Below are 13,379 nucleotides of genomic sequence, written 5' to 3'. Positions count from 1 at the left end.
GTGTCCGTAATCCATCTGGCGAGGTTCGCCTTACGGCCGGTCACGAGGCCCCATATCCGAAATTCGGTCGGGTTCGGTGCCGCCCGGATGCCTCTAACAGCGAACCCGCGTAACGTGTGCGAAACACCAAGCGGGCAGACTGGGTGATGACCAGACATGTCTAGCGCCGACTCAGGACCAGGCTGCGCGCGGCGACGATGGTGTCCGAACACATGAGGCAGAAGGGGATGCCTTGGACCGCCAGCAGGAGTTCGTGCTCCGCACGCTCGAAGAGAGGGACATCCGGTTCATCCGGCTGTGGTTCACCGACGTGCTCGGTTTCCTGAAGTCAGTGGCGATCGCCCCGGCGGAGCTGGAGGGGGCCTTCGCGGAGGGCATCGGCTTCGACGGGTCGGCCATCGAGGGCTTCGCCCGGGTACACGAGTCCGACATGCTCGCCAAGCCCGATCCGTCGACGTTCCAGATCCTCCCGTGGCGCAGCGAGACGCCCGGTGCGGCGCGCATGTTCTGCGACATCCTCATGCCGGACGGGTCGCCGTCGCACGCGGATCCGCGGTGGGTGCTGAAGCGTACGCTCGCCAAGTGCGCCGACATGGGCTTCACCTTCTACACCCACCCCGAGGTGGAGTTCTTCCTGCTCAAGGAGCGGCCCGAGGCGGGCGCCAGGCCGGTGCCGAACGACTCCGGCGGCTACTTCGACCACACCCCGCACAGCTCCGGGCACGACTTCCGGCGCAACGCGATCATGATGCTGGAGTCGATGGGCATCTCGGTGGAGTTCAGCCACCACGAGGGCGCCCCCGGCCAGCAGGAGATCGACCTGCGGTACGCCGACGCGCTCACCACCGCGGACAACATCATGACGTTCCGGCTGGTCATGAAGGAGGTCGCGCTGGAGCACGGCATCTGGGCGTCCTTCATGCCGAAGCCGTTCGCTGAGCACCCCGGCTCGGGCATGCACACCCACATGTCGCTGTTCGAGGGTGACCGCAACGCCTTCTACGAGCCCGGCGCCGACTACCAGCTCTCCAAGATTGGCCGGTCGTTCATCGGGGGCCTGCTCAAGCACGCCGCCGAGATCACCGCCGTCTGCAACCAGTGGGTCAACTCCTACAAGCGCCTGTGGGCCGGCGCCGAGGCCACCGCGGGCCAGGGCGGCGAGGCCCCCGCGTACATCAGCTGGGGCCACAACAACCGGTCCGCGCTGGTCCGCGTCCCCATGTACAAGCCCCACAAGGGCAACTCGACCCGGGTGGAGTTCCGCTCCCTGGACTCCGCCTGCAACCCCTACCTCGCCTACGCGGTGATCCTCGCCGCCGGCCTGAAGGGCATCGAGGAGGGCTACGAGATGCCCCCCGGCGCCGAGGACGACGTCTGGGCCCTCACCAGCGCAGAACGCCGCGCCCTCGGCATCGAGCCGCTGCCCCAGAGCCTCGACGAGGCCATCACCACCATGGAACGCAGCGAGCTGGTCGCCGAGACCCTGGGCGAGCACGTCTTCGACTACTTCCTCAGGAACAAGCGCCACGAGTGGCACGAGTACCGCCGCCAGGTCACCGAGTTCGAGCTGGCCCGGTACCTGCCGGTGCTGTGACGGGTTGACACGGGAGGAGGACGGCCTGTGCGGGCCGTCCTCCTCCTGCGTCGCAGGGACGGTGCCCGGCGCCGTCGTGGGCTTGTACCGGTGCGGGTGCTCTTGCCGGCCTTCATGCCGCGGAGCGGGTTCCCGGCGTAGACCGCGTGTGACGGTCACCAGGGTGGCTCCGGGGTGTCACTCCGATGTTACGCCGGGGTGATGGGGCGGTCATGGCGGGCTGGTTTCCTGGGGACGGCGATGGCGGGCTAATATCTGACGCCGTCTCAGGCTTTGGGTGCAATGTCTGGCTTTGGAGCAGCGATGGGGGTGCTTCGACGGTGATGACGTCTGCTGGGGTGCGGAGTGTGTTGAGCGTGCCTGGGCGGTTCCGGGGGCCGGAGGGGATGGCGAACGGTGGGTGGATCGCCGGGGAGCTGGCCGGTGGGGTGGACTGCGGGGACGCGCTGGAGGTGACGTTGCGGCGGCCGGTGCCGCTGGACACCGAGCTGACGGTGGGGCATGTGGCCAACTCGATCTCGCTGACGCATGACGGGGTGTTGCTGGCGGAGGCCATTCCGGTGGTGGAGGAGCTGACGCCGCCGCCGTTCGTGCCGTTCAACGAGGCGGCGCGGGCCGAGGAAGGGTTCGTGGGGTTGCGGGGGGAGCATCCGGTGCCGGGGTGCTTCGTCTGCGGGCTGCGGGCCCCCGGGGACGGGTTGCGGATCTTTCCCGGGCCGGTCGAGGGGACGGATCTGGTCGCCGCGGGGTGGCGGGTCCCCGTGATCACTGCTGACGACGGGGCGGTGCCTGAGGCGCTGGTGTGGGCGGCGTTGGACTGCCCCAGCGGGTGGGCGCACACCGGGCCCGAGGGGCCCGGGTTGCTCGGCCGCATGACGGCGCGCGTGTACCGGCAGGTGTATCCCAACGGGACGTACTCGGTGGTGGGGCGGCCCGCCGGGCGGGACGGGCGCAAGCGTTTCGGGGCCAGTGCCGTCTACGAGATGGACGGCACGCTGGTCGCGGTGGCCAAGGCCACCTGGATCCTGCCGCGCTGACCTGGTCTCTCCACCTCGCGGGCCGCCCCGGTGCGGGATCAGATCGGGAGCCAGGGGCGGATCAGGGCGAGGGACCAGGAGGTGACGAGGGTCAGGGAGGCGGCGGTGAGGGCGGCTGAGGTGGTGAGGAGGGACCAGCGGAAGATCAGGTGGCCCAACGGGACGAGGGTGGTGGGGCGGGTGGCGGGGGTCCAGGGGGGACGTAGGTCGGTGAGGGTGAGCTCTTCGGTGCCCACGGTGGTGAGGGGGGTCGAGTTCAGGGGGAGGCCGGTGAGCCAGGCGAGGGTGGAGGCCACGGCGGGGAAGTCGGGGGGGAAGCCGGAGGACAGGTAGCGGACCTCGGCGGTGGTGCGGGCCAGGTCGCGGACCATGGTGCCGAGGCCGACGCCGTCGAACCAGGCGGGGAGGTTGTCGGCGTCCTGGCCTATCGCGGTCTTGCGGAGGAGGTCGGCTTTGCTCACCACCACGGCGACGCGTTTCTGGCGGCCGCCGTCGGTGCGGGCCGCCAGTTCGTTGCGGACTCGCTGGAAGGTGTCGAAGGGGTCCTCGGGGGACAGCACGACGCCGGCCTTCTCCAGGGTGCGGCGTTCGTCGTCGGTCAGTCCGTGCTGGACGAGGGGCAGCGCGAAGGGGTCCACCACGATGAGCATCGCCTCGCCGTGCGCGAGGTAGCTCATCGCCTCGACCTTGGTGGCGCCGGTGAAGCCCTCTCCTGAGGGGTCGAACAGGTAGAGGATGCGGTCGGCGGCGCGGGGGAGGGAGATGTCGACCATGGTGGCGGACGGGGCGGCGGTGGTGGTCTTGGACACCCGGCCGTGGCGCAGTTCCTCGCCGAGCCGGGCGAACTCCTGCTGGTCGCCCTCCACCACGAAACCGGCCCGCCCGCCCGCGGCCTTCACCGCGGCGTGCAGGGCGTTGATGGCGAGGACCATGAAGGTGGTCTTGCCGGCGTCGGGCCCGCCGATGAACGGCACCGGCTCGACGCGGGCGCGCCCGATGCGGTGCGGCAGGGCCCGGTGGCACTGGGGGCAGTACGCGCGCAGCCGGAACCGGCCGAGCACGATGGCGGTGGGCAGCCGGGTGCCGCACCGGCAGACGTGCCGCAGCGCGCCGTCCAGGTTGGGGCGCAGGGTGCGGTGCCGTTCGTCGCAGGTGGGGCAGGCGTACTCGGGCAGCGCGATCCGGGCGTAGCACCGCGGGTGCGGGCAGGTCTGCAGGATCCGCCGCACCAGCATGACGACCGACTCCACGCCCCGCAGCAGCGCCACCCCGGTGAGCCACAGCAGCGCCCCCACCGCGAACACGAGCACGTGCGCCGCGACCACCGCCAGGGCCGCCGCCGCCAGCGGCACCGCGGCCACCACCACCCCGGCGACGACCCCCAGCCACAGCGGCAGCAGGAAGAACCCCTGGACGCCGCCCGCCAGCCACCGCGTCACCCGCACCATGGCCCGCCACCCGGCGTGCGCGGCCTCGGGGGCGACGGTCCTCGGCACCCGCCACGCGTCCAGCGGCATCTGGAGGAAAAGGTAGTGCCGGTACACCGGGTCGCGTCCCGCCCCGGTACGCGCGGGCGCCACCTCCGACTCGCCCGCGTCCCGCCCGGGTCCCAGCATGCGGCCCGCCCGCGCGAAGTAGTAGCCGACCCCGGCCAGGGTGGTCACCACGACCGTGACGACCCCCACGATGGGGAAGCCGAACAGGAACCCGAAGAACATGCAGGCGGCCCAGACGACCGCCATGACCACGACGACGAGAGGCATTCAGCGTGCCCCCGTCCTGGGCACGGCGGGCTGCGCGCACGGCGGCGGGCGGCGCGGAGAAGGGCAGGAGGGGAGAGGCGGGGGCATCAGGGGGTGTCTCGTTTCCAGGGTGGGCCGCGCCGGCCACGGGACATCTCCCGCAGGGACGGGGCCAGGGCGTCCTCGCGGCGCAGGCGCGACTCCACGGCGTTCGCCAGGGACCAGCTCGTCAGGCGGGAACGGGCCCAGGAGTCCAGGGACGGCACGGTCACGCCGGCGTGGTGGAGGCGGACGGCCGTCTCGGCGAGGTCCGCCTGCTCGTCGCGGGGGAGCTTGCCGTCGAGCCAGACACGGGCCAGCGGCGGGCGCAGCGCCGGGGGCAGGGCGATCACGACGTCGGCGCGGAAACGGGGGCTGCGACCGGCCAGGGAGCGGGCGGCGACGGCGACGGCCTCCTGGACCAGGTCCTGGTGGGCCTCGGCGCCGAGGCCGTCCAGGCGGGTGAGCAGGACGGCGGCGGCGGGCGGGTCGGCGGCGTCCCGCACGGCCCCGGCGAGCAGGACCGTCTCGGCGTCGGCCGCCGGATAGCCGGGGACGTGGGCGCGGACGGCACGCGCGAGGCTCACCACCTCGGGGTCGGCCATGCCGTGCGCGAGGTACGCGCGGGCGGGCAGGTCGGACAGGCAGGGGGAGGAGCTGACCCCGGCGCCGAGGCGGTGCAGCAGGGCCGCGCACTCGGCGAGCTCCGGTGTGCCCTCCCAGACCTCTTCCAGCACCTTCTCCACCACCTCCCGGACGTCTTCTGGTACGTCCGGGACGCCGGTGACGTTCAGCGTGTCCCCGCTGTGCACGGGGGCGGTGGCGAGGCGCAGCAGGCGGGTGGTGGCGTCGACACGGGTGACGCTGGCACGCAGGGCGAGCCGGCGCAGCACGGCCGCGCCGGTACGGGGGGCGGCGGCCAGGTCGCGGTGCTCCAGGTGGTCGCACACCTGGTCGGTGAGCAGGCGGCGGCGCGTCCGGGGCGAGACGGCCTCCAGCCCGGTGAGCAGCCCGGCGACGACGGCTTCCCGCAGTGCGGGCGGGGTGCGGTCCAGGAGCCCCGCGAGGTCGCCGCCGGCGTGCGCGGCCCGCTGGGCGGCGCGTTCCACGTCGCCGGGGGGCACCGGCACGCCGATGGCGTCCACGGCGCGGAGCACGCCCGCCAGCGCCGGCACGTCGGCGGCGGACGCCAGGGCGCGGGCGGCCTCGGGAGCCAGCCTGCGGCGGGTCTCGGCGTGCGGCGGGTCGGGCAGGGGGAGCGCCGGGTCGTTCAGGGCCAGGACGGCGCAGCGGGCCGCGAACTCCTCAGCCACGTCGGCGGGGGCCGTGGTCCTGGCGGCGCGGGCCAGCTCGTACCCCATGCCGCCGCAGGTGGCGGCCAGTTCCCGCCACGCCCAGTCCGGCAGGCCGTGGAGGAGGGTGCGCGCGATGTCGGCCTGCTCGGCGGCGGTCACCGTGGCGTCGCCCCGGCAGAAGGCGAGCAGCGCGGCGGCGGTGTCCGGGCTGAACCCGTCCGCCGGGGTGGTCAACTCGCCGATGGCGTCGAGGCCCGCCATGTCCATGCGCCGCCAGCAGTCGGTCACCGTGTGGGCGAACCGCCCCGGGGCCGGGCCGGCGGGGTGATGGGGCGAGGCGAGGTGGACGACGGTGGCGTCGGTGTCGGAGGGGATCCAGACGTCCGGGGTGGTGCCCACGATGACGTACGGCGCGGTGGCGGGATCGGCGCTGTAGGTGAGGAACGTGAGGTGCGCCGCGACCGTCCAGGGCAGCGAGTAGGAGATCACCCCGATCCACCGCACGATCTCCTCGGCCCGCCCCGCGTCCGCCGCCACCAGCACCAGCCGCCCGTGCCCCCGGCTCAGCGCGCTTCCCACGATCTGCAGCAGCACCGCCAGCCGCGCGTACCCGTGCTCCCCGGCCGACGCCAGCCACTCACCCAGCGAGTCGGGGTCCAGCCGGTCCCCCGGCGTCAGGTCCCAGAGCTCGGGCAGCACCGACCCCGGCGGGGCGGGCACGTCGGCCCACAGCGCCGCCTGCCAGAACTCCACCGGCCGCAGCCCCGTCAGCTCATCCGCCGCCGCCACCAGCGCGTGCCCGAGGAAGTTGCCGTACCGCCCCGAGTAGTCCTGCCCGAGGTACACGCACCGGGTGAGCACCCGCATCCCCCCGGCGGAACCGTACGCCAGCGCGACCGGCAACCCCGCGATCTCCCGCTCGTCCGGCGCGAGCGGCGCCTCCGGCGGCGGCCGGTACGCGAGATGGCCCGCCACCGCCCCCATCACCCCCGCGGGCACCCCCGCCGACTCCGCGACGAACTGGAACCCGGCCTGCCCGGAGGGCCCGGACTCCGCCGACGTGTAGTGCAACTGCCAGGCCATCGCGTCACCTCCGGGTGCCTTTGAGCATGCCGAAGCGGTGGAGGAGCCACAGCAGGGGATCCTCCACCCGGTAGGGGCGGATGCCGCCGGGGCCGACGGTGCCGGAGTCGGGGACGGCGCCCAGGGCCGAGAGGCCGAAGAGGGCGAAGTCGGTGAAGTGCTGGCGGAGGTACCGGTCGACCATGCCGGCCTGCCAGTCGTCCAGGAGCGCGCGGACCTGTTCGTGGACGGCCTCGCGGTCGTCCAGGTCGAGGGTACCGCTCGGGACTCGGGCGCGGTGCAGGGCGGACTGCGCGTCCATGCTCTCGCGCAGGGCGTCGATCTTGCTGAGGGCCACGGCCACGGGCACGGTCAGGCGGCCGGAGCCGGAGCGGTCGCGCAGGAGCTCGGTGACGCGGCTGATGACGTTGATGGGGTCGCTGTCGGGGTCGCCGGCGTTGACACCGCCGCGGCTCTGCGCGGGGCCGCTCAGGGACGCCTTGGCGCCGGGCAGCTCCAGAGGGTCCAGCAGGAAGATCACGGCGTCGGCGGCGTTCAGGTAGCGCAGGTGGGTCTCGGTGGACTCGCGGCTGCGCAGGTCCTCACCGGCGGTGTCGAAGAACACCAGGGTCAGGGACATCGTGCGGTCGCGCAGGCGGCCGGGCACGGTGCGGGTGAGCAGGTAGACCAGCGGGTCGCGCGGGTCGGTGGCGGCGGGGCGGGTGGTGCTGAGCAGGCGCCGCTCGCCGTACAGGGGGCGGGCGAAGTCGCGTTTGTACCGCGCGATGGTGCGGTCGTCGCACGCCACCAGGGAGGCGTCCAGCTCGGCGCCCACCCGGTTGGTCAGCTCGTGCAGCAGCACGGCGATGTAGGTGCTCTTGCCGGAGCCCTTCGCGCCGACCAGCGCGACGATGCGCCCCGGGTTGGCGCAGTACTCGGCGGGCAGCCGGTTGTGGCACGCGGGGCACACCCGCCACCCGCTGGAGCGGCCGCACTCGGGGCAGTCCGCGCGCCGTCCCGGCCGCCGCACCGAGAACACCGGCGGCAGCGAGGCGGCGCTCTGCGAGCCGAGGTAGGCGGCCAGGGTCTCGTCCAACTGGGGTTCACACCCCGCGCCGAGCCCCGACCTGCCGAGGCAACGGAACGCGACGCGGTTGCGTTCCACTTTCGCGAAGCAGTACGGGCACGTGATCATGGGGGCCTCCCTCACCCCACCTTCATCCGCCGGACGGGCGGGTCGATCAACGCGACCTCGCCACCCTCCGCCGAGCCCTCACCCGCGAAGTCTTCCTCCATGGTGCCTGTGAAATCCTCCATGCCGTAGTCCTCGTCACCGGACGGAAGGCCACGCGGCCCCGGAGGCAGGGCGCCCTCGGCGAAACACCGCAGCCAGTACGGCTTCTCCTGCCGCGGTGCCGGCACGCTCAGCCGGGCCGGCACCTCGACGTCGGTCCAGTGGTCGAGCAGCACCCCGTCGTCGGCGGACTTCGGCTGCACGTGCCCGGCCTTCAGCACCAGCGCCAGCCGCCGCAGCCGCACCGGCCGGTCCGCGGTGACCTCCACCACCACCGTGCGCCGCCACGCGGGCCCCTCGCGGCTCAGGTCGTACCGCACGGGCACGCGACCGGCGAGCCGCACCCACGCGGGCGGCCCGCACAGCCGTTCGCCGCGCACCAGGGCCGTCGGCGCCACCTCGATGACGAGCGGCTCGGACTCCGGCGCCTCCAGCCGCACACCGCCTTGAGCGCGGTAAGCCGCCGAGCTCACCAGCATGTCCCGCCCCGCCCACCGCACCTCGACCTCCGGCACGTCCGGCGGCCAGTCGAACCCGACGTACACGGTGGCCCCCCTGCGCTGCGCGGACAACCCGGTCGGGGTGGCCAGGTTGACGTGCTCCAGGTGCCCCCCGACGGTGGCGAGGTCCCCGGCGATGGTGACGGCGAGCAGCACGCACTGCGCCCCCGGCCGGATCGCCTGCCCCTCGCGGGTCGGGATGGACGGCACGGCGCGGCTCGCGGCCCGCAGGTCGGCCAGCGGCACCGTGGCCCCGGCCGGCCACGGCGGCGCGGTGTCCAGCGCCACGAACTCCACCACGCCGGACGGCGGCTCGTCGTACCACGCCAGCAGCGTGCCGGGCGCCGACGGGTCGGGATGCAGCGTGAACCCGGCGATGGGCTTGGGCAGCCCGCGCGGGGTGACGGTGTGCCGCACGCCGGGCGTGAACACCTCGCCCTCCGGCCCGGGGTAGGCGGCGGCGATCACGTAGGTGTACGCCGTGCCGTTCACCACCCCGGCGTCGCGGAACCCGGTGTCGATGACCTGCACCGGCAGCCCGTCCCTGCTGACCACCACCCGCGACGCCTCGGCGGGCCGGGTCCAGCGGCCCCACACCACCCCGTCGCCCGCGGTCAGCCGCACGTCCCCGGGCTCGGGCCGCACCACGACGGGCGCGGCGATGGAGGCCGGCGCGGAGGCGTCCTCGCGGCGGGCGACCACCGAGTAGCTGATCGGCACGTTCACCGGCGGGTGGTCGTCCCGTGCGGCGGTGCGCTCGGTGCTGCTCAGTTGCGCGCCGTTGCGGAACACGTCGTACACCACGCGCCCCGCGCGGGACGGCGACGGCTGCCAGGTGAGCCCCACGCCGTCGCCCTGCGCCTCGGCGCGCACCGCCCGCGCGGGGTAGGGCGCGAGCCGGGCCAGCATGTCGGCGGCCCCGGGCAGGTCGGGCACCCGCTGCAGCGCGTCGCGCAGCGCGATCCACGCGTCGTCGGGGTCGATGGCGGCCATCGCCCGGTCCCGCAGCCGCACCGCGCCGGCCAGGCGCGCCCGCACCTCGGTGACCAGCTCGGCGGCCTCCCCGGTGAGCTCCTGCGGCCCGAGGGCGTCGGCGAGGTCGACCGCGGCGTGGATCTCGCCGGCGTCCACCAGCTCACGCAGCCGCGCCGCCGGGCCCGACGGCACGCCGCCGCCCTCGCCGCGCACCGCGAAGATCAGCCGCCGCGCGTCGCCGGGCGCGAGGTCCAGCTCGCCGGTCGCGTGCCGCAGCAGGGTGTCGTCGTAGGGGTGCTCGCGGACCCGCTCGCGCAGCCGCGCCACGACGTCGTACCGCACCAGCGTGGCCGGGTCGGGGGTGCCGCGCAGCGCCGCGAGCACGGTGTCGGCGCTGACCGTCCACGGCCCGCGGGGCCGGGCCGCCCACCGCGCCTCGGTGGCGGCGACCGCCTCGGCGAGCGGCGGCGCGCCGGGCACCGTCACCTCGTCGAGCACCTCCATGCCCGCGCAGTCGTCGCCGAACACGAACCGGCCGAGGTGCGGCAGCCCGAGGGCGTCCAGCGCCTCCCGCGCCTTGCCGTACCCCGCGTACGGGGCCGCCCGCGGCAGCGGGTCCGGCTCGCGGACCTCGATGGACCGCGCCGCCGCCAGCCGCAGCGCTTCCTCCTGCCCGACGCCGCAGGACCGCGCGATGGTGGACAGCAGCGCCGGCGACAACACGCGCAGCGGACCCGCGGCGTCGTCCAGGCGGCGCGCCGCGTCGTCCAGGCGCCGCCCCGCCCGCGCGTGCGAGTCGCGCAGCGCGGCCCGCAGCGGCGCGAGGTCGCCCTCGGCGGCGGCGGCGAACAGCGGCGCGAAGCGCGCGTGGTCGGCCTCCATGCGGTCGATCAGCCGCCGGTACTTCAGCATGCCGCGGGCCCGCCGCCAGCACTGGCGGGTCTGCTTCGCCGACTCCACGACGTCGCGCGCGGTCATCGACTCGGCGAGCTGGTAGCGCGCCGCGAGGTCCGCCGGCGGGACGCCGCCCGCCTCGCGCGCGGGCTCGAGCACCTCCCGGACGTACCGCTCCTCGTCGAAGGCCATGAGGTGGTGCTAGCTGACCTGGACCTTGGAGAGCGCGGCCCGCGACTCGGCGACGTCCTCCTCGGACATGCCGCCGATCTGCACACGCAGCTCCAGCTCCTCGCCGGTCTCGCGCTCCCGTGAGGTCACCTGGAGCAACCCGGCCGGGTCGAGCGCGAACGTCACCTCGATCGGCCACCCCGCGGGCTTGCCCGGCGGGATGCGCAGCACCCCCTCGGCGATCAGCCCGTTGTCCTCCAGCTCGCCGGACTCCACGCTGCCCGCCTGCTCCATCACCTCGACGTCCACCCCGGTCTGCCCGGAGTCCACGGTGTAGAAGTCGCGGGTGACGGCGGCGGGCAGCGCGTCGTTGGCGTGCACCAGGTGCTCGACGCTGCGCCGCCGGGTCTCCCGGTCGGTGACCACGATGCCGAAGCCCCGCGAGGCGACGGTCTTGATGGTGCGCGCCGCGATGCGCTCCTGCTGGTCCTGCGACAGGCCCGCCCGGGCGGCCATGTCCTCGGCGCGGTCCTGCTCCCCGGCGCGCAGCAGCCGCCGGTAGGTCTCCTCGAAGGCGTACAGCGCGGCACCCTTGGCGACCGCCAGGTCGGGGTCCTGCAGGCGCGGCTCCAGTTGGAGCTCCTTGTGCAGGGTCTCGGCGACCGCGGGCATCTTGGTGGACCCGCCGACCAGCACCAGGTGGTCGTAGGAGGTGACGCCCTTGGCGGCCGCGGTGTCGAGCGTGCGGCGGGTGATCTCGACGGTGCGGTCCAGCAGGTCGCGGGTGAGCTCGGCGAGGCCCTCACGGGTGACCTCGACGGTGGCGACCCGGCCCTCGTGCACCACGCGCACGACGTGCTGGGTGCGGACGGACAGCGTCTTCTTCAGGTCCTCGGCGTCACGGCGGAGCTGCTGCTCGGACTGCTTGTCCAGCAGTGGGCTGCCGGCGTCGGGGTGCTCCTGCTCGAACCGCTCGGCGAGGTGCTCCACCAGGCGGTCGTCCCAGTCGGCGCCGCCGAGCTCGTGGTCGCCGTCGGTGCAGATGACCTCGATGTCGCCGCCGCGCAGCGTGATCACGGTGGTGTCGAACGTGCCGCCGCCGAGGTCGTACACGAGGATCGTGTGGTCGCGGTCGGGGTTGAGCAGGCCGTAGGTGATGGCGGCGGCGATCGGCTCGGAGATGATGTCGATCACGTTGAGCCCGGCGATCTGCCCGGCCTTGCGGGTGGCGTCCCGCTCGGCGGCGCCGAAGTACGCGGGCACGGTGATGACGACGTCCTCGACGGGCTCGCCGGTGTCGGTGCGCGCGTCGTCGGCCAGCTTGCGCAGGATGAACGCCGAGATCTCCTCCGGGGTGTACGGCCGGCCGTGCCGCACGCGCGGGACGTCGTGCCCCATGTCGCGCTTGATGCGGCTCACCACGAGGTCGGGCTCCAGCACGGCGCTGTCCTTGGCGGTGGCCCCCACCACGACGTTGTCGGGGGACTCGAAGAACACCACCGAGGGCGTGGTGTCGGTGCCCTCCAGATTGCGCAGCACCGTCGGCCGCCCGACGTCGTCGACGTAGGCGATGCACGAGTAGGTCGTCCCCAGGTCGATACCGTAAACAGCCATCGCCTACTCGCTCCCTTTCTCCGCGTCGCCGTCCGGCCCGGCGCACGGGGTATCGTCATTATCGTCGTTTTGCGTTTCGCCGGGCGTGTTCTCGCTTTCCGCTTCCCCCGGTTCGCCGCCCGTTTCCTCCGTGGCGCGCCCGACGACGACCGCGGCCTTGCGCAGCACGCGCTCGCCCGCGGTGAACGCCTCCGACAGCACCTCGACCACCGTGCCGTCCGCGTCCGCCTCCACCACGACGGTCCGCACCGGGCGGTGCAGCGCCGCGTCGTAGGGGTCGCCCGGCCGCACCCCGGCCCGCTCGGCCCCGGCACGCCCGAGCACCTCGGCCACCTCGTCGGCGGTCGCGGCGAGCAGCGGCCCCGCCAGCTCTGCGGACGGCGGGTTCTCCCCCTGCCAGCGGGCGGCCTCGCGCGACACCGTGTCGTGCAGGCGGAACAGCCCCGCCCGCACGGGCGCCAGCGCCTCCTGCAGCAGCCCGTGCCGCAACTGCTGGTTCTCGCCGTGCAGCCGGTCGATGACCTGCTCCCGGTGGGCCGCCCGCTCGTGCTCGCGCCGCGTGGTCTCGGTGAGCGCCGTGACCTGGCGGCTGAGCTCCTCGATCCGGCGGGTCAGCTCCTTGGCCGTGTCGTGCGGCCCGACGCCGCCGGTCGCTGCGGCGTCGTCATCACGGCGGGAGGGGGGTGCGCCGCCGGACGGGGGGTCCTGCGGCTCTTCGCCGGAAGGGGGCATCTATCTCCTCGTTCGGAAAACCCGAATTCCTGTCGCCTGCAACTCTAGCCATCGAGGCGGCCGCCCGGAAGAGATGACGTTGTCGTTTATCGCGTGTTATGTCGGATTCGCCGGGCTGCCCTTTCGAACACATTGATGGACCGTGCTGAAGGAAAGATATCCGAGGTGACACCCCGTCCCGCCCGGTACCGCCCCCACATCCGTACCAGTGGTAACAAATCCTCATAAAGGGGAAAGGTGTGCCTTCCGAGGGAAGCGGCGCGCAATTCCCCACGGCATTTCGGGCCACCGCCCTGGCGGGCCACATCCCCGGCGGGCCACTCTGCGGCCGGCCACTCTGCGGCCGGCCACTCTGCGGCCGACCACTTCGCGGCGGGCCACCCCCGCGGGCCACCCCCGCGGGGCGGCGTGCCCCGGCTCCCGGGTGGGC

General features: G+C 73.9%; 8 protein-coding genes. 2 read left to right on the top strand and 6 right to left on the bottom strand.

Features of this window, described 5'->3' with window-relative positions:
- The first annotated feature begins 232 nt into the window (after positions 1-232).
- Positions 233-1,594, top strand: coding sequence for a type I glutamate--ammonia ligase (gene glnA / locus ABGB17_RS25750; RefSeq protein ID WP_347633911.1), 1,362 nt, complete (start codon positions 233-235; stop codon positions 1,592-1,594).
- Between the two features lie 386 nt (positions 1,595-1,980).
- A complete protein-coding gene (locus ABGB17_RS25745; RefSeq protein ID WP_347633909.1) occupies positions 1,981-2,631 on the top strand; it encodes a hypothetical protein in 651 nt (216 codons plus the stop codon).
- A gap of 38 nt (positions 2,632-2,669) precedes the next feature.
- Here the strand turns inward: ABGB17_RS25745 and ABGB17_RS25740 are convergent, their stop codons facing one another.
- The 6 genes from ABGB17_RS25740 to grpE all read right to left on the bottom strand — a co-directional run bounded on the left by ABGB17_RS25740 (position 2,670) and on the right by grpE (position 12,949).
- Positions 2,670-4,394: a hypothetical protein gene (locus tag ABGB17_RS25740; protein WP_347633907.1), complete on the bottom strand. Its 1,725-nt coding sequence runs from the start codon at positions 4,392-4,394 to the stop codon at positions 2,670-2,672.
- A gap of 86 nt (positions 4,395-4,480) precedes the next feature.
- Positions 4,481-6,790 carry a hypothetical protein gene (locus ABGB17_RS25735; protein WP_347633905.1) on the bottom strand — a complete coding sequence of 770 codons (2,310 nt, stop codon included), beginning with the start codon at positions 6,788-6,790 and terminating at the stop codon, positions 4,481-4,483.
- Positions 6,791-6,794: 4 nt separating this feature from the next.
- Positions 6,795-7,964 (bottom strand): hypothetical protein, encoded by a 1,170-nt coding sequence (locus ABGB17_RS25730; RefSeq protein ID WP_347633903.1) that lies wholly within the window; start codon positions 7,962-7,964, stop codon positions 6,795-6,797.
- Positions 7,965-7,975: 11 nt separating this feature from the next.
- Complete coding sequence (locus ABGB17_RS25725) at positions 7,976-10,624, bottom strand: hypothetical protein (protein ID WP_347633901.1); 2,649 nt, start codon at positions 10,622-10,624, stop codon at positions 7,976-7,978.
- Between the two features lie 9 nt (positions 10,625-10,633).
- A complete protein-coding gene (locus ABGB17_RS25720; RefSeq protein WP_347633899.1) occupies positions 10,634-12,217 on the bottom strand; it encodes an Hsp70 family protein in 1,584 nt (527 codons plus the stop codon).
- Between the two features lie 3 nt (positions 12,218-12,220).
- Positions 12,221-12,949, bottom strand: a complete 729-nt coding sequence (gene grpE / locus ABGB17_RS25715; RefSeq protein WP_347633897.1) for a nucleotide exchange factor GrpE — start codon at positions 12,947-12,949, stop codon at positions 12,221-12,223.
- Between the last annotated feature and the right edge of the window lie 430 nt (positions 12,950-13,379).

The organism is Sphaerisporangium sp. B11E5 (genome assembly GCF_039871875.1).
Taxonomy (GTDB): domain Bacteria; phylum Actinomycetota; class Actinomycetes; order Streptosporangiales; family Streptosporangiaceae; genus Sphaerisporangium.
This window is presented reverse-complemented; position numbering and strand designations above follow the sequence as displayed.